This is a genomic window from Bacillus pumilus (genome assembly GCF_003431975.1).
Lineage (GTDB): Bacteria > Bacillota > Bacilli > Bacillales > Bacillaceae > Bacillus > Bacillus pumilus_N.
On the sequence record NZ_CP027116.1, the window covers coordinates 2371950 to 2393710 of the forward strand.

Consider the following 21761-nt stretch of genomic DNA (forward strand, 5'->3'; position numbering starts at 1 on the left):
TTACAAACGAATAGTTAAGCTTGTTCCTCTGACATTTGTAAATCAGCTGAGTGTCTCCGGTATTTTGCAGCGCCCATAAAATGAAGAGTTGAATAAACGAGCAGCATCACACCTGGTATAATGAGCAGCAAAGCAGTTCCAGCCGAAGTCCCTGCATACGAAAGAAGCTTTCCTGCATAAGGAATGTTCACACCCGTATATTGCGCAACCACTTGATCCGCTTTTACGAGCGTGCCGTCCTGATACATGTTGTGGTCGCCTTTTGTCTCAAATGATTTATCGGCTCCTTGTCCTTTCACCCCAACAATTCGGTGGGTCACAAAAGACTGGTCCTGCTTTGTTTGAAAGGTGATAATATCTCCTTTTTTGAGGACCTCAGGTGAAGTCAGCTCTTTTACGACAATGAGTGAGCCCGTTGAAAATTCTGGTTCCATTGAGCCAGATAACACTTGCTTGAATTGATAACCGAAAATCTGAGGGTCTCCTCCTGTTGTTCTCGATGACAAAACGACAATAATACATGCAATCATCATCGTGAACACGATCACATAAAGAATACTTCCAGACATCTTCATCCATTTTTTCATGACCTTTTCTCCCCTTCGCCTATCATGATTTCATTTCAAAGACAGCTCCCCTTAGGACGCCTTTTCTTGACACTTTGAGAGTTGCATATGTTTAGACCAAAAGAATGCTTCTTTTGATGAACCAAACCCATTAGGATAATAAATTTTAAACGCATAAATTCCATTCGTTTTTGCTTTATCTGTCGTGACAGTCGCCGTTTCTTGTGATAAAAGGGACTTTATGGAGCCCTTTTCAAGAATATGACCATCTTGTAATGGCTGTTGCTCGCTTTTCACTTTATGTAATTCCCATTTCCATTCAGAGTGCGCAATAGGTTGTCCCCTATTTATGAGCATCATGTTTAGCTTTTGAGGCGCGCAGACTGTTCCTTTGATTATCGTTTGATCGATGAGTTCCAAATGACTTCTATCCCATTTTTTAGGCTGACAATGCTGATCTGTCTGTTCAAAATTTTCACATGTTTTGATGACAAAGTTTGAGTGCTCTACATCGTTAAAAGAAGCGTTCGTTGTAGAGATCAAAAAAGACGTGAAAATCAAACAAATGGCACAAAAGAGTACAAAGAGCGACTGTTTCATTCATCCTTCAACTCCTTGAACAGTTGTTCTTTAATAAGAACGATTACCTTCAGTATAAGGAATTACCTATAAAACCCAAAACGTCAAATTAGTCCATTTTGTTCTTAAACAAGAACTCTTACGAGAAAATTCTTCCATTTTCTCATTCTTTCGCCATATTCAATATTTTTTTCTGTGACATTTGTACTTCTTAAAAATTTACATAAAAGTGCAGGAATTGGTCAGGATATGAACAGGTGAGGTGATGTGAAGTGAAATATGGAAAGATACTAATCATGCTCAGTATACTGTTGATCCCTATGTTACAAGACGCCGCCGGTGCGGATGCGAAAAGTTTCACTACCGCCGGAGATCAATGGGAAACACGGGCAGTGAAAGAAGCAAAGAAGCGATATCCGCTAACGCAAGTCTTATTTAAACAAAAGGTATGGGACCGTCATCGCGAGAAGGAATCTGTGAAACAATATCATATTACATTAAAAGACCATACCAAGGAATTTGGGGTATTTGTCACTATTTCTTATAACCCTTACTCAAACAAGGTCAATAAAGTGATTGTGGTGGAAGAATACAGCTAAAGAGGCATAAAAAAACCGCCTGTTGGCGGCTTTTTACTTTCGGCGGTTTCGTCGCTGGCGTTTTTTTAACATCATTGAAAATCCAAATGGCAGAACGCCAAATAAACGCTGTGAAAATGGCGGTTTCGTTTCCAATTTCTCTTGCTTATGTTCCTTCCGTTCGTCACGTGGTGTATTCATATATTTAATGATTTCCTGCGTCATATATTTTACATAGTCATTTGTTTTCAAGCACATTCACCTCTTCTTCCTTCAAGTGTTACCAGAAAGAGGATCATTTTATACACTGTCTAATCAGGGTTTGCCCATTTGATGATTTCTCCGGTCTTCAAATCGAGCTCTAGTTCCCGCTCATCTACTAAACCATCCTTTGTTTCCACGCTGACGAACATGATAACACGCTTTTTCTTTTGATCACATGTCATCTGCTTCAGCGTCACACGGCCTTCTTCAGTGTCAATATGGGAAAGCTGCTTTGCACACATACGAGGTAATTTACTCACAGCCTCACTCATCCCCACCCTGAAAAGCTGCTGTTTCTTATAAAAAGAAATCGTCAGCTCTGCACTTCTCAGTTCTTTTTGAAACCCTATTGTCAATGACCCTAGGATCAATAGAAGAAATAGAATCGCAGCAAGTACATGTGGATAAATAAATCCTCCTTCCCTTTTCACGATGTAGGAATCACCCCTTTATATATGAAAAAAACGGCTTCATACACCTGACCAGATTCATCTGTGACTTTAAGGATAGCTCTATGCTGATACGTTTTCACGCGAAATTGTTTCACCTTTTGCAATAAAGGAAGATGGCCTGTTTGATCCATTCGTTTCCGAAGTATATTTTGATATGGCTCAATCGTTACCACCCGTCCTTGATCAGATATATACTCTAACGCTTTTCCTCCTTTCACCGATCTAACGGCCGTTGCACGACTTAATTCCTCATCTAGCTGTAGGACGGTCTGTTTCCACTCCATTTGTGAAAATCGGTTCATCTCTTCAAACGGCTGGGCTTTCTCAGCTGCAGAAAAGATCAGCATACAGCCATAAGAAAGGAGCAGAAAGAGCTGCAATTGCCACAAAGCCTGAACTAGGGTAAAACCATGTTTATCGCTTAACATGACGAAAGCATATGGTCTTACTTTTTTGTATATTGTATGATATACACCCCTTCTCCTTACTCCAATTGAGTACATATATGACGTCGCCTCTCTTCTTTTTGACGGAAGGTGTTGTACCATCTATGAACGCTTCATTCATCTGTTCATGCAAAATCTGGTAAGCTTCAAGTTTGGCTCTTACTTCCTTTTTCCCCATCATGATTTTTTCATAGGCTGGCATGAGCACAAGAGCTGCAAACAGAAAAATATGACAAGCAAACAGTGCTTCAATCGTACTGAATCCCCTATTGTTTGTGAACATGGATTCGCCCGCTCCCTAAATAAATCGTGAGCTTATACGTTTGACTGCCAAATTGAATCATAAGAGACCCGCCGCTACTTGGATGGCCGTTTACATTAAAATAGATACCTTTTGGAAATGTAGAAGACTTAATGCTCCCCTTTTGATGCTGAAAAGAAGCTATGATTTCGCCATCTTTTTGATCCACCACCCGATAAGATACATGTGGCGGATGGAACTCAACATGTACACGTGTTTTTTTGATCAATGCAGTATAAGCAGCCAATTGAAAATCCTGTTTCATGATGTTCACTTGTCTTTTGGCTTCAGCGCTTTCTATTAAATTTGGGATTTTCCCTCCTATAGCCGACAATAGAATTGATAAAACTAGTAAGATCATCAGCTGTTCAATGAGAGTAAAGCCCTTGTCATGCAAAATCAGTTTACTCATGCTTCACATCACCGTTTTGAATCACAATTGCTTTGCCGTTAGGACATGTTAACCCCTTTTTGATATAGCCTTCTTTTTCTAATTCAGCTAAAGATGGTGTCTTTCCATCGTGTTCTAATTCATATGCCATCACCTGTGTACTCACCATTGATTTGAGCCCTTCACAGCCCTTTGCTTGAATTGTTTGGTGATGACGAGTGATATTCGGTATGGTAATGAGTAAAAGAATGGAAATTACGAGCATCACGATTAACATTTCTAACAGAGTAAATCCTTTATCATTCATGTCTATTTCCTCCTTCTTACACTTGCTCCATTAGTTGATACATTGGTAAGAGAATAGATAAATACACGATGAGTATCAAAAGTGCTGTCACACCATAGATAACTGGCTGTAGCCACGAAATCCATTTTTCAATTTTCAGCTCTGCATTTTCTAATAAGAATTGGCTATACGTATACATCTCTCTTGCAAGCATCCCACTTGATTCACCATGCTTGATGACAGCTGCAAAATGTTTCTCGAAAAAAGGAGACAAACTTACTTGTTGCACCATGCTTTCTCCTTTTCTTAACTCTTCAATCATCTGTTCTGATATTTCTTGAAGAAAGGGTAAGTAGCTTTGCTGTTTAAAAGCTAGCAAGCTTTCGTACATCGATAATCCCGCCTGAAGCAGTCCACTTAATTGAAGAGAAAAAAGATACGTATGCATCAGCCGCATTCCTTTATATAAAAAAGGGAGCCTGCTTATCACCCTCAATTTCTCAAGCGTAGATTTTTTCCTAAAAAAGATAGCATAGTATCCGGTCAAAGAGATACAAATACAACCGAACAGGAGAAGAGAAGCATGTAGAAATTGAAAAAGTCCAAACATCCCTTGAATCAGCCATGACATTTGGGTATCCATCGAAGAGTACAAAAGAGAAAATTGAGGAATGATCATTTGCTGAACGAGTATGAGTACGACGAAAACCGTAAAGATGAGGAAAACCGGGTAACGTAACATGCGTTTAAACGTGTCTACCTGTTTGATTTTTTTGTCTAAGAAACGTGCGCTTTGTTCAAGAGCTTGTGCTAGACCGCCATGCTTTTCGGAGAAACATAGGATAGCGATAACTTCCCGTTGAAAATGGAGTCTCTCCAGCACCACATAAAATGGCTCCCCTTCGAGCAGCCACTGAATGCCCGGCGTTAATTGCTGTTGCTGCTCTTTTGACAACTGAATATTCACCATCGTCAGCGCCTCAATTAGTGTATATCCAGCCTGAATCAATTGAGCGAGTTTTGATAAGCATTCAGCTTGTTCTTTTTTAGACCAAGCTTTAGAGGCTCGCTTCTTCATAAACCCAGCGATGATATGTGCTTTTTGATAAATAACCGAGTGCCACTCCTTTACGAATTAATCTTTGCAGTGTTTCATATGACGAGTGAGCATATTCTCCTTTGGCCTCTTTGATACACTCACCGAGCTCCTTTCCGAAAAGCAGTTCAAATACATTTGTTCGTCTGACCTGGCGGTTTAATTTGCAGTAAAGCTGACAGGCTTCTCCGCAAAATGGACAGGTGAGCTCGATTAATCGCTGCGCTGCAATCGCAACCATGGTTTGTTCGAGTTCATTCATCGTGACACCAAATTCAAGCATGCGATAAAGGGCTCCTTTTGCATTTTTTGCATGGAGCGTACTCATCACTAAATGGCCTGTCAGTGCCGCTCTAATTGCCGTTCTGGCCGTTTCGGCATCTCTTATTTCTCCTAGCACAATCATATCTGGATCATGCCTTAAAATTGCTCTTAATCCTGCGGCATATGTAATGCCGGCTTTTTCATTCACTTGAACCTGTAACACCTCTTCATTTCTTGTTTCCACAGGATCTTCAAGTGTAATAATATTTCGATTGAAATTCTTTTTTGCAAACTGGATCAATGAATAGAGGGTTGTTGTTTTCCCTGAATTTGTTGGTCCGGTAAATAAAATCAGTCCATGCGAATGATTCAAAAATGATAATAACCTAGCGGATGCTTTTGGAAATAACGACAGATGGTTTATTGTCGGAACATGATTCTGCGGTAAAATTCTAATGACTAAGCTCTCATCATTCACAGTCGGTAAGGTTGACATTCGAATATACACCTGGCCACTTCTTAACATCACAGCTAGTGATCCATTTTGTGGTCTTCTTTTTTCCCCAATATCCATAGAAGATAAAAATTTAAAATGAGCAATGAGCCGCTCCCCGCTTTTTTTATCAATGATTCGCTGCTGCATTAAATCAGAATCTACGCGGAAAGATACTAAAGCTTCCTTTTCTTTTGGAACAATATGCACATCAGATGCTCTCATGCGGCATGCCTCTTCTAGTAGTTCTTGTCCCAAATATTCAATTCCATACAAGTGATTCACTCCTTTCTCTGACCATATTGTAAGATGGAGAAACCTGTCTGACAAAAGAGCGTTTTATCATTTTAGCGACGAATGAAGCGAAAAAATCATCAATTCACGATGGGAAATGTGGATTTTTAAAAAAGAGCATATAAAAAAACCTGACTTTTACAAGTACAGGTTTTTTGTTTATGTCGCTTCTTGCGGCAGCTCTTCAAAAATACGAAATCCTCTTTTTTCTAATGCTTTTGCAAGGCTGTGCTCAGTATTTACTTTTGAGAAATCAATGCCTAGCTTCACCACGGTTTGTGCAATTTCCGGACGGATGCCTGAAATAATCGTCTCAATCCCTAGAAGTTTCGCACTATCCACTACTTTAAACAACTGATAAGCAACCATCGTGTCAACGATCGGTACGCCAGATATATCAATAAATAAATGTGTTAGACGCAGTCTTGAAGCTTGTTCTAGCACGGATTCCAGAATGATTTTGGCACGGTACGTATCAATCTCTCCGATCAGCGGTAAAATCCCGATTTCCTTTGATACTGGAATAACAGGGGCACTCAATTCCTGAATCATCTCTCTTTGTGCATTTAACTGACTCAGTGTGACGCGATCGTATTCTTCTGATAAGCGCTCAATCATATCATCAAATGTAGAATGAAAATGCTGATTCCATCCGCATACATCTTGGAGCGTGACTTCAAGCTCTGTTTCTTGAGTGAATTTCTCAATTCTCGAACAGAAAATTTGACGGAAGATCTTAAATTGTCCAATGATTTCATATAAAGGCACCTCGTGAACTGCACGATCACGCGCAATATCAACAGACCACTTTTTCAAATGATTGTCTTCTTTGTCTGATAGCGTCACAAGCGTTGCTGCAATCGTTTGAATAAACGCTGTGTTCTGCTCCTTCAGCTTATTTTCCGTTTCCTCTGAAGCATGTTTAGAATATAATGAGCCTTCTTCTGTTCTTGTTTTCAGCCATTCTTCGGTCATGACAGGGGCTTCTTTTAGGATAAATTCATATAATTGCTTTGATTTTTCATTTTTCATTTACTTCTTCCGCTCCTTTTTCACTTAAAACTAGTGACATACAACTTTTATGTATAGATGACCGCAGATGGTGAACAATATCATTACACGTTTGATATTGGGCTATAGCCAAGTGGTAAGGCAATGGACTTTGACTCCGTGATCGTTGGTTCGAACCCAGCTAGCCCAGTTCAGCACAAAAACGAAGACGGCTGAAGCATGTTTCAGCTGATCTTCGTTTTTTATTAGGAAACTGATTGATGAATTGCTTTCTTTTTTGATATTTTCATGAGTTCTCCAGGATTATACCCAACCACTAATTTATTTCCATCAATGATGATTGGTCTTCGGAGCAGTTTTGGTTTTTCAATGAGTAGCTGCAAGACCTCGTTTACTTTTAAATCATTAATATTTAAATTTAAGCTTTTAAAAGCTTGGCTTCGTGTGGCTAAAATTTCATCCATTCCCTCTGTTGTTAAGGACAGTATCTTTTTTAATTCATCTAGGGTTGGCGTTTCTCTAAAAAGGTGACGCTCTTTAAAATCAATTTGATTCGCCTTTAACCAATGTTTAGTTTTGCGGCAAGACGTGCAGCTCGGGTATGAATAAAAAGTAATGTCACTCATTAGTGTTCCTCCTTAGGTCGTTAACCTTTTCTCTTATGGAGTAAGTACCCTCATGTTTTTCGGCATAAACACGATTTGATCACTTTTTCAAAAAAATTTTTTCTTTTTGCAAAATAAATGTTCACACGTTGTCAAAAATGTAAATGTTTACATAACGAGTGGTGATCGGCTATAATATGAATCAAAGGGGTTTTTAAGGGGAGGGAAAGAAATGAATCGCATGTTCCGCGTGCTTGGCTTTTGGACGGGTATTTTTGCTGTCATGTTCTATTTAGGGCATATGAAAGATGCATCGCTGCTGTTCTTCGGTCAAACCGTTCTTTTTGTATTTTTATCCTACTTGAATTTATCCGAAAGAATGTATATTTACATTTTCGGAGCGTACTTGACGATTTTCTTTGCCGGATTTACATATTATTCGATCTTCATCATGGTTCCCGGTACCGGTCATTAATTGAAAAAAGCATCTCTAATTATAGAGATGCTTTTTTCATACCTTCGTTTAAAGAGAGAAACCATTGATAAACGGATTTTGCTCCTGCTCTGTGAGCACAGTGGTTTCCCCGCCATGTCCGCTTAACACAAGAGTTGATTCTGGCAATGTCAACAATTTGTTATGAATCGACTGAAGCAGCACTTCCTGACTGCCCCCTACTAAATCTGTTCTCCCGATGCCGCCTTCGAATAACGTATCACCAGAAATCACAAATCCTTCTTCCGCCGAATAGTAAGACACACTGCCTGGTGAGTGCCCAGGAGTATGGAGCATCTCTAAGGTAAACGATCCAATCTGAAGAGTTCCTTCTGACGTAATTAATTTTTCTGCTTCTTTGACCGTAATTCCATTCCCAATCAATCGAGCTGAACCGTTTAATTCAGCGTTCGTGAGCCATTCTTTTTCATTCTCGTGTACATAGAGCGGCACTCCCCACTCTTGGCGAACCTCATCTGCCGCACCAATATGATCAAAATGAGCGTGTGTCAGTAAGACAGCAAGCGGTGTGAGCTGTTTTTCTTTTACATAGGAAATTAGCTTTTGTGCTTCACCGCCTGGATCAAAAATTAAACACTCTCCGTGCTCATTTTTCCAAATATACGCATTCGCTTGTACATAGCCTAGTGGCATTCTTCTCCAATTCATTTTCATCACCTACTTTATTCATTCTTTTTTATTATGAAGGCAATACAATAAAAATTCAAACAATCGTCAACAGGAATCCACTCGACAAGCTTTATGAAAACGGTTAAAATGAAAAGAAAGGAAATCAAGGGGATTGATGACAAAGGAGGACTTTCACATGATGCTCGTCATTATTTTTGGTCTAGTCACGATTTTAGCTGTACTCGGGATTTATCGCTCACTTAAAAAAGTAAACGTACTGGCCATCGCATTTGCCGGCGCTACCTTTTTGGTATTTGGGTGGTTTACTGTCATGACCATCATCTATAGCGGTTATCCAACTGCACATTAAAAGCCTGCTAATAGCAGGCTTTCAGATTGTTGACAAAGGGCTAAAATGATCTTGATTTTAGCCTTTTGTCTTTTTTATTGATTTAAATGCTTATTGACGCTTTCTAATTTACTGGTAAGCGTTGTAGTTTGATCCCGCCGGTCATCAATGCGGATATTCGTTGCTACTCGGTGCAATCCCTTTTCAAAAGGTGCTTCATGAATACGCTGAATGACTTCAAATAAAACCGATAATTCACCTTCAATTAACGTATTCATTGGGGTTAATTGATAGTTGATTTTCCCTTCTTGTTGAAAGCCTTCTAAAATTCTTTGTACATCTGCTACATAAGCACTCACACTTGGTGTCTCAGTGCCTATCGGAATAATGGTGACATCTGCTATGGCCATGTTCTTGCCCCTTTCCACTGAATCCTCATGTTTTCTCGTCCTCATTGTAACCTATCCGCCTTCCATCACGCCATGCTCACGTTGCATGAAAAGCAGGTTTGTCTCGTTCTATCGTCAAATCCGCTCTCTCTACTTTCCCAATCTTTGTGAACAAAAGCAGGCATATCCCTGACACAGCTTCAATGATGCCGCCAGCCGCAATAACATAGCCGGAACCGAATAGTGTCGCCATATAGCCGCCGATCAGAGCGCCTAATGGAATCATGAAAAAGGAGATCATGTTGATAATCGCATACACTTGCGGCTGATCCTCTGCTTTTACTGACAATTGAATCATTGTATGTTCAGGTACATTGACTGCACTGATGGCTGCCCCTAAAGCAAAGGCTGATATAAACACAAGTGGTAAAAATGCGTTCATCCCTGTGATGAAAAACGAGATTCCATCAACGATTCCAGCGCCTATAAACAGCAGTCCATACCGGTTCACCTTTACCTTTGTCAAAACAAACCCCATCAAGAATGCACCTAATGCCGTTGTGACTTTAATGAATGAATAGACGACCGGTCCACTATGTAAGTCCTCTGTTAAATAAATAACAGACAATGCTTCCCATGGTGCAGCGGCAAAATTTGAGCAGACACAAAAAATCGCCAATGGGAACAAAATATGATGCCTTCTCACAAGTGAAAATCCCCGAATTAATTTTTTGCCGTACGATAACCCTGTTTTGGCTTGATCGTTGATGATGTCTGTTTGATATGAAATCACTAGAACCAATAAAGCCGACAAGAGATAAAGAGGAATGATCACAAGCATTGTATACCCTACTCCTATAAATGCGATCATGACACCACAAATCGTGACTGTCACAAGTCTTACGACATGACTTGCTGATTGGATGGTTGCATTCGCTTTTTGTATGAGGTCCTCATGGACAAGCTTTGGAATAATGGATACAGAGGCCGGTTCATAGGAGCCGCCTGTCGCTGAATGCAGCAGCATACAGCCAATAACGAGTGCTAATGGTGTGAAACCATGAAAGTAGCTGACCACAATGATAAGGATTATCGCTCCTCGTGTTAAATCAGCAAAACACATCCAAAATTTCAATTGATGCGGCTTCATCATTGGGGTAATTAGCGGTCCAACAATGGCTTGCGGAACAAAGCTGACCGCAATAAAAAAAGCCGTTCCAATTGCCCCTTTCCCGCCTAGTACTAGAAGCCACAAGATGGTATTGAATGATAAACTATCAGCTGTTATTTTGCACATCTTCGAAATAAATAAATAAGTAAAATTCCTTTTCCACAGGCTTTGAGCACTCAAATTCGACATCTCCCTAACACATATCCCTTTTTTTTACATCCTCACCTTTCACAATAGCTTACAAGGAAGCCTTCGTCAATTGGTCCATCACTGTTTTTATTGACAATATGCAATTGCTTCATATTCAAATGTTAAAAAGCACCCATCAGGTGCTTTTCAACACCTACATGCCTCCCATAATAACCGCTTTGTTTTCTCATAAATCGAATCAAATTGATTCATAGAAAGAGGATTTTTCCCTAGACCAAGCTCAACTGTATAGCCTTCATTATGAAATTGATAAATAAACCAATCACGATAGCCGGCATAGCTGTCAAGATATTGAACCGGTTTATAGCCGCTCACATGCTCAAATCGTTTGACCGTTTCTTTTGAGATGGCTGGTTCGTGGCCAAGAAAGCCCCAGTATATCTCTTCTCCTTGTGTATGGAGAGCAATCAGCCGGTCAAAGCGTTTTCGTAACGCTAAATTTGCCATCGCTTTCGCTTCTGGCTCTGTTAGTGCCTGATATCCAGGAAAACCACGATAGGACGGTGCTTTCGGGTGATAACGATAGTATTCAATTTCCCAATAAGCAGGAAATTGATTGTTCAAATCTACACCTCGAATATTTGCTTTCCATTCCTCATAATGAGCATATCCACCATTTAGTTGCATGAATTCTTCACTGCTAAGACCTAGTGACTCCGGTCCATTCCGCACGAGATCCACACCATCTGGATTCACCATTGGCACGATAGAGAGAGCCGTGGTTCGCAGAATATGAACGGCTTCATGATGCCTTGCTTGCACAGGGTCAGATGCAGCTAAACAAAGCGATTTCAGCCATTTTATTAAAACAGACGTCGTGATCCATTCATTTGCATGAAAAGAAGCATTCAGATGAATAGAATGTAAATGCTGAACGGGCTCTGTTCGGATTTCATATATTGGTGTATCAAGCACCGAATGACCTATGACGCTCATTTGAAGAAAAGGAAATGCGGCTTTCAATCGGCTCAGCTCTTCTTCCAATTGAGCACTATCATATTCAAAAGTTCCATTGATCCAATCATCAGATTGCTGCAGCCTGTAAGGGGCAATAAATTTTTGCAGCTCACCTATAGAAGGAAATGAATGGCTGCCTTCTGGAAGCCTATATCCCGGTAAAAGAAGGTAATCAGTGCTTGTTTGATTGGATAAATGAAAAGCCGCTTTCCCTATTCCTAACTGCTTTGCCACATCATCCTTTCCCGCTTCATTCAGCTGCCATTCAATTTTTCCAAACGACGTTGTCTTCATTTACATCCCTCCCCTCATACTATATGAAGCGGCAGACAAAAAAAGAAAACCTCCGCTTTTAAAAATAGCAGAGGTTTTCTTATATGTTAGGACGCTTTTTTCAGCTCTGTTTCATCTTCTTTTTTGGATGGAGAATGGTCCGGGCTGTTCTGGTCATAAAATCTAAGGAGATCCCCATAGATGATTTGATCAGAGAATTGAAGCTCTTGTTTCGCCTTCTCTTCATAAGACTGACAAACGGTCTTATCATCTCTAGGCTCACCAGTTTCTTTATTGTAGCAAACTCCATCTGTGAAAACACTGTCTTTCGTAATAAAGCTGCCGTCACGAAGCACAGTAAAGTCATTCGTATCTTTTGATAAAAGGTCATGCCCAAATTGAATCTGTTTACTTGTATCAATTCCTAAAAGATTGAGTATCGTTGGACGGATATCGACTTGACCACCTACCGTATCAATTTCTTTTGGCTGTTGATCTGTGATCCCTGGAATGTGTACAACAAACGGAACTTTTTGAAGCTGCACTTCTTCAAATGGCGTAATCTCTTTATTTAAAAATTGTCCCATTGCTTCGTTATGGTTTTCTGAAATTCCATAGTGATCTCCATATAAAACAAAGATCGAATTTTCATACAAGCCTGTTTCCTTCATCTTTTCAAAGAAAATCTTCAGCGCCTCATCTTGATAACGCACTGTAGGGAAGAACTTGTTGAGCGTTTTGCTCTTAGAATCATATTCATCAATGAGCTTATCTTCTTCGTCTAGATCAAACGGAAAGTGATTCGTTAATGTAATCAATCTCGTATAGAAAGGCTGCGGGATCGATTTCATCAATTCCGCTGACTGTTCAAAGAACGGACCATCTTTCAAGCCCCAGCCAACTGAGTTCTCTTCATTTACATCAAATGACTGAATGTCAAAAAACTTATCGTACCCAAAGCTATCGTAGATCAGGTCACGGTTCCAGAAACTTTTGTTATTCGCATGAATGACAGAAGAATGGTAGCCTTCATCCTTTAATAGCTCAGGAGTGGCTGTATACTCATTGCTTGGGTTCGTGAAGAACACGGCTCCTCTTCCAAGCGGATAAAGAGAGTTATCAACAATAAACTCTGAATCAGATGTTTTTCCTTGACCTGTCTGATGATAAAAATTAGTAAAGTTGTAGCTTTTCTTGATTAATTTGTTTAAAAACGGGGTAATTTCTTTCCCATTTAATTTTTCATTAACCACAAAGCTCTGAGTAGACTCAAGTGAGACAAGAATGACATTTCGTCCTTTTGCTTGACCAAACGTCTTTTCATTACGGTCGGTTTGATTTGCGCTTACATAGTTTTCAATTTCCGTTAAGCTATTGCTGTCAGCAAGGGCTCGTTGAGCGGATTGCTTCGACTGCAACACTCCATCATAAATATGGAAGTTATATAAGCTAATGTTCTTCACCAGCATCTCACGATCAAATGAGCGTGTCAGCAGTTCTGGTCTTTCTGTTTCAGCCAAACCAAGGTTAAAGAAGAAGGTGGCTGCCACAAATAAATAATAGGCTGCTCGTTCTTTTCGTGAAACTGTGATATCCGTTCTAAAGGAAGGCTGTTTTTTATAGAGCCAGATTAAAATAATGATATCAACGAACATCAGAAAATCGACTGGTTCAATTAAAGTGGTAATACTTGACCCGAGGTCACCCATATTGTTTGTTTGAAATAGGACGGGGATGGTTAGAAAGTCACTATAGAATCGATAAAATACAATGTTGGCTAACAAAATGAATGTCAGGATACCACTCATTACGATGATATATCGATTGCGATTTTTTTCTTTCATAAATAAACCGATACCGAAGATAAATAAGAGAAAGCTAAGCGGATTAATAAACAGGATAAACTCCTGCATGAAATTTTCAATTTTGATATTGAAGCTAGATTTATAGATAACATAGGTTTTGACCCACATTAACAAAGTCGCAATCAGTAAAAATGACATCGCCTTTAATCTTTTCTTTCGCATTGTAACCTCCTTATGCTGAGCACGCACACGGTTTAGGGATATGCCCTAATTATTGGTGCTTCTTCAAAAATAACTAAACTATATCTTATCCTGTATGTGCTGGAAAATCAATGTCTTTTTCTTCATGACAAACTTATGAATATGCTAAACATTTCATTTCATGCCTATCTATCGCTTTTTTTAATAAAAATGACATTATGATGACTTTTTTCTTCAAGAAAGCCATTTCGTTTTTGCCATCCATGCACCGCCGATGACCCCTGCGTCGTTTCCGAGTGAAGCAATCACCACTTCGACGTCATCAGCGCAAGGCGGGAATGCGTGATGTTTCACAACGCGCTCTACTTTACTGCGAAGTAACTCACCTGCTTTTGAAACACCACCGCCTATGACAATTTTTGTTGGGTTTAAAGCACTGGCAAGATTCGCTAGGACAAGGCCAAGATGAGTCGTCACTTCCTCTACGACACGCATCGCAAGATCATCTCCGCCCTCGGCTGCCTCAAACACATCCTTTGCAGAGATTGAAGTGAGCGAACCTAGTGAAGACGTATGCTGCTCCGTTTCTAATCTATCCTTTGCAAGCCGTACAATGCCGGTTGCAGATGCAATAGTTTCAATACAGCCTGTTCTTCCGCAGTTACAAGGTGCTCCTTGGAATGGAACGGCACAAATATGACCAATTTCCCCGCCAGCTCCTGTCTCTCCTTGAACAACTTCACCGTTTACTATAATGCCGCCGCCAACACCCGTGCCAAGTGTGACCATCAGAATATTTTTTGCGCCATCTCCTGCACCCTTCCACATTTCACCGAGTGCAGCAATATTCGCATCATTTTCAATGACAGATGGAAGTCCCGTCTCTGCCTCTAGGTGATCTTTGAGTGGATAGTTTGTCCAGCCTAGATTCGTTGTTTTATAGACAATGCCAGATATTTTATCTACGGGACCTGGTGCACCCATTCCAATCCCAATAAGCACTGATTTTGGCATACTAATCTGGGCCAGTTTATGGTCAATTGATTTGGCAATATCAACTGTGATCGTCTGCCCTGATTTATCCGTAGGAATCTCCCACTTATGCTGAATTTCACCATAAAGATTAATGAACGCAAGCTTAATTGTCGTACCGCCAAGATCAATACCTACAAACCAATCCCCTGTCATATGCCCTCCACCTTCACATTGTTTTTCGATTTAATTTGGCTAGTTCCATTTGAAGAATGGTCATTGCATTTGACCATTCTGTCCGGTCGATGATGCCCGATGTATACATTTCCTTCAGTTCATCTGCCATAAATTCTAATTCTACTTCACGATCTCCGAAATACACATAATTTCCAAATCTCATAAGCAGCTGCTGTACATCATATAACGTTTTCATTGTTTCCACCATTTCTTCGCATCAACAGATAGGATAAGCGTATTCATAAATAAGCTTTCAGTCAAGTCATTCAACGTGTTTGAGTGTTTTCAATATATTGATTTAGCTTTAAGAATTGATCATTTTGAGGATCTTCGTTTAACCCTTTCTCTATTAAAGGCTCTGCTTTCGCTGTCTCTCCTTTTTCTACGTACAACAACGATAAATGATACAGTTTATTTAGATCATCCGGATCTTTTTCAAGCGACTTTTGCAAAAATTGAATCGCCTTGTCAAGGTGGCCGAGTTGCGCTTCCGATAGTGCATATAGATGGAGAGCTTCAGCCGATGCATCCTCTTGATGTACATATTCCTCTAGACGTTGACTAGCTTCGCTATAGTTCTTCTCATCAAACAAACGCGCTGCCTCACTTGCCGCCGCTGCTTCCTTTTGATCGTCTGAATGAAACCCTGTATATAGTCCAAAACCGCCAATCAAAAGCAGAACAACACTAGCTAGAAGCATTTTGACAGCCTGCACCTGTTTAGGCAGTCGAACAGCTAAAGCGGCTAAAAAGCCGCCAACTAGGCCGCCAAGGTGCCCGGCATTATCAATACCTGATACGGTGAAACCGATCCCTAAATTGATGAGGATGATGACAATAATATTTGTTCCCATCGTCCGAAAGAAGAGCTTGCGGTTAGAAATGGCTAAATATAATAGTGCACCTAAACAGCCAAATATTGCGCCTGATGCTCCGGCTGCAATTGCCGTATTAAATACAAAGCTTGCAATGGAACCAAAAATGCCGGATATGAAATAAATGAGTAAAAACCTTGTTGATCCATAAATTCTCTCAACCGCCGCTCCAACAGACCAAAGAGCGAATGTATTAAAGAGTAAGTGCGTCAAGCCGATGTGCAAAAACATTGGCGTAATAAGGCGCCACCATTCACCGTTTAGGATCAGCACATTATTTTTAGCACCAAACGCTGTTAAAGTTGCCGTATTTGTACTTCCGCCAGATAATTCAAGTAAAAGAAACATCACCACTTGAACAGCGATTAGTAAGTAGGTGAAAATGGGTCTGCCATTTTGGAAAACGGCTCGCTCTTGTTCACGCTGCTTTTCCTGATCATCAAATGCCTGAAGTACGTTCGTTTTAAGCTTCATGACATCTTCAGCTGTGTCTCTCCTTGCCTCTTCTACATTGACTGTCAGCGATGTATTCAGCCATTTTTGCAGCTCGTTTACGCTGTGTTGAAGTGTGTCTGCGTTTAGTAATACAGTTGTAACTGTCACCTTTTGCTGTTTTTGCGGTTGACCGTTTAGGTCCTCCCAATCATCTACAGGATCATCCGCTGTAAATTGCAGCTGCAAGAGATGAAGAGATCGTTTGCGCATAGCCTCTCTCAATTGATTCACCCGATACGACTGCTCTTCGATATCTCGAACGATCTCCTGTCTAAAATTCACATCTTTTCTATATAGACGGATAAGATCATACCCTGAGTTTCGTGGTGCTTCAAAAAATATTTCATTTTCTGGATATGGACTTTGAATCATCTCGTACCCTTTTTGTCTTAATTCATCAACAACTCGCCAAAATAGACTATCTATGACATTCATTCATTCGCGCTCCATTTTTTACATTATTATAACAAGAATCGATCTCATTCGCATTTCTGAACAAAAAAATCCCGGCTTCTGCGGGATTAGAATGCTTGGCGAATAAATTTCGTCCGAAAATATGGGATTTTCATTAGCCACTTAATAAAAAAGTGACGTACTTGATTTTGACCTAAAATCAAATTCATCAGCCGATAACGATTTTGCACAAGAACGAATGCAAACAGTGTGAACACAATGCTCCAAATCATTTTATTCATCAGATTCCCTCCTATGTTCGTATCGTGGCTTAAATAGGATTTGTTTATACATGAACCAACATTTTTATCGCTTTCAATGGTTCGTTTCATTAGGCGGCCTTTACAATCTAATCCCTTGCTCTTTTGATTGAATATAATAGACCTCTTCACACTCTGATTGATCATAAGAAACGTCAAATTGCTGAAGGTCGACTAAATCCTTGAATGTATAAGGCAGCTTACCATTCGGCTTTAACTGTCTTATCTTGTGCGGAAAGGCATGTTCGTTTGGAGTTGGTGTATGTACATATACAGCGTCTGAACCAGGGTCATGTTCGTGAATACAAATCCATGTTTGATATGGCTTTTCAAAGCCTTCAAGCTGTTTTAACAGCCTATGATATAAAGCGATATGGGCTTTGATATGCTCTCTTCTTATTTTTAAGCTATTTTCACCGACTCCAAAGAAATCAAGATGGATATGCCAAAAATAAAACCATGAATCATGATCGAGTTTTATGTCACAAGTATTCACTTCCTCCCACATGTTGCGAAAGTATCTTTTCTTTCCTCGAAATTTTTTCAAAATGCACCTCCTATCAGCTAAAATGCCATATGGTCTCAGCTTGCATTTCGCTCACCATTACTACAACTCTAATGAAAACGCCAAAAAGCCCGTTCTTTGGACAAGCAGCGGACTTTTACTTTTGATATAACGGACCTTTTTCACTGACAATCATGGACACCGGTATGTCGTGCACTTCAGCCGGAACATGCCTGATTTGCTGTAAAGACAGACAAAGAGCAATGGTAACGCCGTGATAGTCCGCTAAGTAGCGGTCATAATAGCCGCCTCCAAATCCAATCCTGTAGCCTTGTTGATCGAAGCACACCCCAGGTACGATGATCAAATCAATGGCTTCCTTATGTACAGCTGTAGACTCAAACGGGTCTGGCTCCAATAGCCCAAAGTAGCTGGATGTCATCTTTGTTTCAGGTGTATATTCATAAAACGTCATCTCTTTTGTTTTTGGAAAACAGGTAGGGATACATACTGTTTTTCCTTCTTCCCACGCTTTTTTAATTAGTGGCATTGTCGGTATTTCTTTTCCCCTAGACATAGTCAAAGCGATCGTTTTCGCCTGCTTCCATGCTGGCAGCTGCAACAAGTGTTCATGAAGTAGAGCAGTGCTGCGCTTGAACTCTTCCGCGCTTATCTGATCAAGCATGGCCAATGTTTGACGGCGAAGCTCCTTTTTCATACAGAATCATCTCCCATCATAAAAAAACAGCAGGAAAATTCCCTGCTGCTTACTTTGTTTCACGATGTAAAGTTTGTTTTTTATCACGTGAGCAATACTTTTTGAATTCAACGCGATCTGGATTGTTTCGCTTATTCTTTTTAGTAATATAGTTACGCTCACCGCATTCAGTGCAAGCTAGAGTAATATTTACGCGCATGTTTTTCCCTCCAAACTAAAATCAATTCACATTCAGACCTAACTATAATACCACTTCTAGCTTAGGAATGCTAGAATGTTTTTTCACCAATTTCATTTTGAGTGCATTCCGTCCATGTTCATGTACATATTGCACGGCCATTTGATGAAAAATCACTTACACCCCTATAAAACCTCATGCCTTTGACGTACTGTATACATGAGAACCCCTACCCTACCACCTTCTTTTATTTTGACAGCGGACAAGGTTTTCATACTCGTTTTACATATAAAAAGAAAAAAGATGAAAAAAAGGTGATTTTCTTCAGCATTTCCTTTTGAAACTAGCTTTTTTATGGTATAAAAAAGAAGGGTCGAAAACTGTCTGAAACAATCATGAGAGCCTTTTATGGCTTTCAGCATTAAAATATGGATAAAAGGTGATGAAACATGGAAATTGCAATTATCGGATTGCTTGTTGTCAGTATTGTACTGATCGCATTCTCATATTTTCAAAGAGAACCGATTAAAGAAGTCGAGCAGGAACTTGAAACACTTCAACTATCTGCAATGCAAGAAATCTATAAACTGAAAAAGAAAATGAAAGTGCTTGAAGAAGAATTACTTGAAACAAACATCGTCGTTCGCAAACATTCAGAAATTGATCCTTCCATCGCAAGACAGATCATTTCAAAGCATCAAAATGGGATGTCTCCTGAAGCCATTGCGCGCGCTGAGCACGTCTCTGTAGAAGATGTCAACATGATCATTAAAGACAACGAGAGGGTGCTTGTATGACGAAAAAAAGCATCCAAACGTTCGCAGCAGGAATGATTCTTGCAACTGGGGTTCTAGCCATCGTCTTTTTCCTCACTGGAAAAGATGAAGCAGCAGCTGATACAACCACAAAAGAAACCCTCGCAGCGAAAGTTACAGACACTGACGTGAAAAACTATTTAGACTCTAAAAAGGAAGTCACTGTCAGCCGTGAAACGTACCAGCAGCTTCTTGACTATAAAGAAAAAGCGCTGAAGGCAAATGAAGACGGCGATTCTAAGAATGATAAACAAAATACGGACAAGCCTAAAGGCAAATCGATCAAATTCGTCATTAAAAACGGGATGAGTACAAGCGATGTTTCAGACATGCTGGAAAAAGACGGGATCATCAACTCGTCTAAAGACTTTAATGATTACGTGATTGATGCCGGCTATCATAAAGAAATTCGGGCAGGCAAGTTCAATTTAAAAACAGGAATGACATTTAAACAAATCGTCAAAGCCTTAACAAAATAACAGCAAAAACCCCCTGGCGGCACCGACCTCCAGGGGGTTTTTGATTATCCAAATCGACCAGATATATAATCATTCGTTCTTTGATCATTTGGCTCAGAAAACATTACATTCGTATCATTCACTTCAACAAGTTCCCCCATTAAGAAGAAAGCCGTTCGGTCTGATACCCTAGCCGCTTGCTGCATGTTATGCGTCACAATGGCAATCGTATATTTCTCTTTCAATTTCATAATCAATTCTTCAATCTTTAATGTTGAGACTGGATCAAGTGCTGATGTTGGTTCATCCATTAATAAGATGTCTGGGCTTGTAGCAATGGCTCTTGCGATACAAAGACGCTGCTGCTGACCGCCAGAAAGGCCTAAAGCGGGCGCACTTAATCGATCTTTCACTTCATCCCATAGCGCAACATCTCGAAGCGCCTTTTCAGCGATTTCTTTCAATTGCTGTTTGCTCTTTACTCCGTGAATTCTTGGTCCATATACGACATTTTCAAAAATAGACTGAGGGAATGGATTCCCTTTTTGAAACACCATGCCGACATTTTTACGCAGTTCGACTAAATCGACGCGGCCTTTTAGAATATTATCACCGTTATACATCATATCCCCGGTCATTTTCACTCCTGGCACTGTTTTGACCATGAGATTTAAGGCTTTAATAAACGTTGACTTTCCGCAGCCAGACGGGCCGATAATCGCTGTAACTTCATGCTCTCTAATGGCTAAATCAATATGCTTTAGTGCATGATGCTGCCCATACCAAAGATTCATATCATTTACACGAAACACTTCTTTTTTTGCTGTTTCAGTTGCTACTGCATTCATCAAAATTCACCCGCCTTATCCAAATCGACCATTGATATAGTCTTCTGTTTTTTGCTGCGCAGGACGTGTAAAGATACGTTCTGTGGCATCATATTCTACTAGATCTCCGTTTAGGAAAAAGGCTGTACGATCTGATACACGGAGCGCTTGCTGCATGTTGTGTGTCACAATGACGATTGAATAATCGTTTTTCAATTCCCCTAATAGTTCTTCGATTTTCGCATTTGAGATAGGGTCTAAGGCAGACGCCGGTTCATCTAATAGCAGAACACTTGGTTTCATCGCAAGTGTACGTGCAATACAGAGGCGCTGCTGCTGACCGCCTGACAATGACAAAGCAGAGCGGTGCAGACGATCCTTCACCTCATCCCATAGCGCTGCCTTTGTTAAGCTTTCCTCAACAGCATCATCAAGCACGGATTTTCTTTTTTCTCCGGCATACTTTAACGCATGGGTAATGTTATTGTAAATCGATTTAGGAAATGGATTTGGTTTTTGGAAGACCATGCCGATTTCTCTTCTTAAATTCACCACATTAATACGGTCATCCAAAATATTTAACCCTTCGTACATAATCGCCCCTTCACTTTTCGCACCTGGAATCAAGTCGTTCATGCGGTTAATGCTGCGTAAAAAGGTTGATTTCCCGCAGCCGGATGGGCCGATTAATGCGGTAATCGCGTTTTTCTCAATTTCGAATGAAATCTGATTGACCGCTCTTTTTTCACCATAATAAATGCTTAAATCCTGCACCTGTAAAATCTGTTCCGCTTGAAGTGGAGCCTTTTTCGCTGCAATCTCTTTTTTTTCTGCTAGCATTTGAACCATATCCCCTTCACACCT

At 40.2% G+C, this 21761-nt stretch carries 31 protein-coding genes and 1 tRNA gene; 6 read left to right on the forward strand and 26 right to left on the reverse strand.

What is annotated here, in order from left to right:
- Window positions 1-14: 14 nt before the first annotated feature.
- Together sipW and tapA are read right to left on the reverse strand one after the other, a co-directional pair.
- On the reverse strand, window positions 15-587 hold the full coding sequence (gene sipW / locus C5695_RS12310) for a signal peptidase I SipW (protein WP_117730981.1): 573 nt from the start codon (window positions 585-587) through the stop codon (window positions 15-17).
- 51 nt (window positions 588-638) lie between these two features.
- Window positions 639-1166: an amyloid fiber anchoring/assembly protein TapA gene (tapA, locus tag C5695_RS12315; protein WP_117730982.1), complete on the reverse strand. Its 528-nt coding sequence runs from the start codon at window positions 1164-1166 to the stop codon at window positions 639-641.
- A 299-nt stretch (window positions 1167-1465) separates the two neighbouring features.
- Here tapA and C5695_RS12320 point away from each other — a divergent pair, with 299 nt between their 5' ends.
- Window positions 1466-1744 (forward strand): DUF3889 domain-containing protein, encoded by a 279-nt coding sequence (locus C5695_RS12320; protein ID WP_233230864.1) that lies wholly within the window; start codon window positions 1466-1468, stop codon window positions 1742-1744.
- Window positions 1745-1777: 33 nt separating this feature from the next.
- Here the strand turns inward: C5695_RS12320 and C5695_RS12325 are convergent, their stop codons facing one another.
- From C5695_RS12325 to C5695_RS12365, 9 genes are all read right to left on the reverse strand, one after another.
- Window positions 1778-1975 (reverse strand): YqzE family protein, encoded by a 198-nt coding sequence (locus C5695_RS12325; protein ID WP_117733119.1) that lies wholly within the window; start codon window positions 1973-1975, stop codon window positions 1778-1780.
- A 59-nt stretch (window positions 1976-2034) separates the two neighbouring features.
- Window positions 2035-2418 (reverse strand): competence type IV pilus minor pilin ComGG, encoded by a 384-nt coding sequence (locus C5695_RS12330; RefSeq protein ID WP_117730984.1) that lies wholly within the window; start codon window positions 2416-2418, stop codon window positions 2035-2037.
- Entirely contained in the window at window positions 2415-2942 is a 528-nt protein-coding gene (comGF, locus tag C5695_RS12335; RefSeq protein ID WP_272866843.1) for a competence type IV pilus minor pilin ComGF, read from the reverse strand. Before comGF ends, C5695_RS12330 begins: the two co-directional genes overlap by 4 nt.
- Window positions 2854-3168 carry a competence type IV pilus minor pilin ComGE gene (gene comGE, locus C5695_RS12340; RefSeq protein WP_117730986.1) on the reverse strand — a complete coding sequence of 105 codons (315 nt, stop codon included), beginning with the start codon at window positions 3166-3168 and terminating at the stop codon, window positions 2854-2856. Before comGE ends, comGF begins: the two co-directional genes overlap by 89 nt.
- Complete coding sequence (comGD, locus tag C5695_RS12345; RefSeq protein WP_117730987.1) at window positions 3152-3598, reverse strand: competence type IV pilus minor pilin ComGD; 447 nt, start codon at window positions 3596-3598, stop codon at window positions 3152-3154. The genes comGE and comGD overlap by 17 nt, the downstream gene beginning before the upstream one ends.
- Window positions 3591-3884 (reverse strand): competence type IV pilus major pilin ComGC, encoded by a 294-nt coding sequence (gene comGC / locus C5695_RS12350; protein WP_117730988.1) that lies wholly within the window; start codon window positions 3882-3884, stop codon window positions 3591-3593. The genes comGD and comGC overlap by 8 nt, the downstream gene beginning before the upstream one ends.
- A gap of 16 nt (window positions 3885-3900) precedes the next feature.
- A complete protein-coding gene (gene comGB / locus C5695_RS12355; RefSeq protein WP_117730989.1) occupies window positions 3901-4941 on the reverse strand; it encodes a competence type IV pilus assembly protein ComGB in 1041 nt (346 codons plus the stop codon).
- Window positions 4922-5992 carry a competence type IV pilus ATPase ComGA gene (gene comGA, locus C5695_RS12360; protein ID WP_117730990.1) on the reverse strand — a complete coding sequence of 357 codons (1071 nt, stop codon included), beginning with the start codon at window positions 5990-5992 and terminating at the stop codon, window positions 4922-4924. Before comGA ends, comGB begins: the two co-directional genes overlap by 20 nt.
- 177 nt (window positions 5993-6169) lie before the next feature.
- A complete protein-coding gene (locus C5695_RS12365; RefSeq protein WP_117730991.1) occupies window positions 6170-7042 on the reverse strand; it encodes an STAS domain-containing protein in 873 nt (290 codons plus the stop codon).
- Between the two features lie 98 nt (window positions 7043-7140).
- Here C5695_RS12365 and C5695_RS12370 point away from each other — a divergent pair.
- A tRNA-Gln gene (locus C5695_RS12370) sits at window positions 7141-7211 on the forward strand.
- A gap of 55 nt (window positions 7212-7266) precedes the next feature.
- On the opposite strand, the gene C5695_RS12375 is transcribed toward C5695_RS12370, so the two are convergent.
- On the reverse strand, window positions 7267-7647 hold the full coding sequence (locus tag C5695_RS12375; RefSeq protein WP_007501232.1) for a Spx/MgsR family RNA polymerase-binding regulatory protein: 381 nt from the start codon (window positions 7645-7647) through the stop codon (window positions 7267-7269).
- A gap of 211 nt (window positions 7648-7858) precedes the next feature.
- Here C5695_RS12375 and C5695_RS12380 point away from each other — a divergent pair, with 211 nt between their 5' ends.
- The gene (locus C5695_RS12380) at window positions 7859-8101 is read left to right on the forward strand and encodes a DUF2626 domain-containing protein (protein WP_003217440.1); all 243 of its coding nucleotides are present in this window, start codon (window positions 7859-7861) and stop codon (window positions 8099-8101) included.
- Window positions 8102-8149: 48 nt separating this feature from the next.
- Here the strand turns inward: C5695_RS12380 and C5695_RS12385 are convergent, their stop codons facing one another.
- On the reverse strand, window positions 8150-8788 hold the full coding sequence (locus C5695_RS12385; protein ID WP_117730992.1) for an MBL fold metallo-hydrolase: 639 nt from the start codon (window positions 8786-8788) through the stop codon (window positions 8150-8152).
- A 157-nt stretch (window positions 8789-8945) separates the two neighbouring features.
- On the opposite strand from C5695_RS12385, the gene C5695_RS12390 reads away from it, so the two are divergent.
- A complete protein-coding gene (locus C5695_RS12390; RefSeq protein ID WP_117730993.1) occupies window positions 8946-9119 on the forward strand; it encodes a DUF2759 domain-containing protein in 174 nt (57 codons plus the stop codon).
- Between the two features lie 74 nt (window positions 9120-9193).
- Here C5695_RS12390 and C5695_RS12395 read toward each other — a convergent pair whose 3' ends face one another.
- The 11 genes from C5695_RS12395 to rpmG all read right to left on the reverse strand — a co-directional run bounded on the left by C5695_RS12395 (window position 9194) and on the right by rpmG (window position 18818).
- Complete coding sequence (locus C5695_RS12395; protein ID WP_117730994.1) at window positions 9194-9508, reverse strand: MTH1187 family thiamine-binding protein; 315 nt, start codon at window positions 9506-9508, stop codon at window positions 9194-9196.
- A 76-nt stretch (window positions 9509-9584) separates the two neighbouring features.
- Window positions 9585-10847 carry an MFS transporter gene (locus tag C5695_RS12400; protein ID WP_233230734.1) on the reverse strand — a complete coding sequence of 421 codons (1263 nt, stop codon included), beginning with the start codon at window positions 10845-10847 and terminating at the stop codon, window positions 9585-9587.
- Window positions 10848-10994: 147 nt separating this feature from the next.
- Complete coding sequence (locus tag C5695_RS12405) at window positions 10995-12119, reverse strand: M14 family metallopeptidase (RefSeq protein WP_117730996.1); 1125 nt, start codon at window positions 12117-12119, stop codon at window positions 10995-10997.
- 86 nt (window positions 12120-12205) lie between these two features.
- Window positions 12206-14125: an LTA synthase family protein gene (locus C5695_RS12410; protein WP_117730997.1), complete on the reverse strand. Its 1920-nt coding sequence runs from the start codon at window positions 14123-14125 to the stop codon at window positions 12206-12208.
- A 213-nt stretch (window positions 14126-14338) separates the two neighbouring features.
- Window positions 14339-15292: an ROK family glucokinase gene (locus tag C5695_RS12415; protein WP_117730998.1), complete on the reverse strand. Its 954-nt coding sequence runs from the start codon at window positions 15290-15292 to the stop codon at window positions 14339-14341.
- 13 nt (window positions 15293-15305) lie between these two features.
- Window positions 15306-15509: a YqgQ family protein gene (locus tag C5695_RS12420; RefSeq protein WP_008342322.1), complete on the reverse strand. Its 204-nt coding sequence runs from the start codon at window positions 15507-15509 to the stop codon at window positions 15306-15308.
- A 70-nt stretch (window positions 15510-15579) separates the two neighbouring features.
- Window positions 15580-17118, reverse strand: coding sequence for a rhomboid family intramembrane serine protease (locus C5695_RS12425; RefSeq protein ID WP_117730999.1), 1539 nt, complete (start codon window positions 17116-17118; stop codon window positions 15580-15582).
- Between the two features lie 86 nt (window positions 17119-17204).
- Complete coding sequence (locus C5695_RS20605; protein ID WP_017367602.1) at window positions 17205-17378, reverse strand: hypothetical protein; 174 nt, start codon at window positions 17376-17378, stop codon at window positions 17205-17207.
- A 100-nt stretch (window positions 17379-17478) separates the two neighbouring features.
- Complete coding sequence (locus C5695_RS12430) at window positions 17479-17943, reverse strand: hypothetical protein (RefSeq protein ID WP_117731000.1); 465 nt, start codon at window positions 17941-17943, stop codon at window positions 17479-17481.
- A gap of 115 nt (window positions 17944-18058) precedes the next feature.
- Entirely contained in the window at window positions 18059-18619 is a 561-nt protein-coding gene (locus C5695_RS12435) for a 5-formyltetrahydrofolate cyclo-ligase (protein ID WP_117731001.1), read from the reverse strand.
- Window positions 18620-18668: 49 nt separating this feature from the next.
- A complete protein-coding gene (gene rpmG, locus C5695_RS12440) occupies window positions 18669-18818 on the reverse strand; it encodes a 50S ribosomal protein L33 (protein WP_008360061.1) in 150 nt (49 codons plus the stop codon).
- Between the two features lie 428 nt (window positions 18819-19246).
- Here rpmG and C5695_RS12445 point away from each other — a divergent pair, with 428 nt between their 5' ends.
- Together C5695_RS12445 and C5695_RS12450 are read left to right on the forward strand one after the other, a co-directional pair.
- Window positions 19247-19594 (forward strand): hypothetical protein, encoded by a 348-nt coding sequence (locus C5695_RS12445; protein ID WP_003217285.1) that lies wholly within the window; start codon window positions 19247-19249, stop codon window positions 19592-19594.
- Entirely contained in the window at window positions 19591-20091 is a 501-nt protein-coding gene (locus C5695_RS12450) for an endolytic transglycosylase MltG (protein ID WP_117731002.1), read from the forward strand. The genes C5695_RS12445 and C5695_RS12450 overlap by 4 nt, the downstream gene beginning before the upstream one ends.
- A gap of 44 nt (window positions 20092-20135) precedes the next feature.
- On the opposite strand, the gene pstB (C5695_RS12455) is transcribed toward C5695_RS12450, so the two are convergent.
- Complete coding sequence (gene pstB, locus C5695_RS12455; RefSeq protein WP_117731003.1) at window positions 20136-20918, reverse strand: phosphate ABC transporter ATP-binding protein PstB; 783 nt, start codon at window positions 20916-20918, stop codon at window positions 20136-20138.
- A 15-nt stretch (window positions 20919-20933) separates the two neighbouring features.
- On the reverse strand, window positions 20934-21746 hold the full coding sequence (gene pstB, locus C5695_RS12460) for a phosphate ABC transporter ATP-binding protein PstB (RefSeq protein ID WP_117731004.1): 813 nt from the start codon (window positions 21744-21746) through the stop codon (window positions 20934-20936).
- Window positions 21747-21761: the final 15 nt, after the last annotated feature.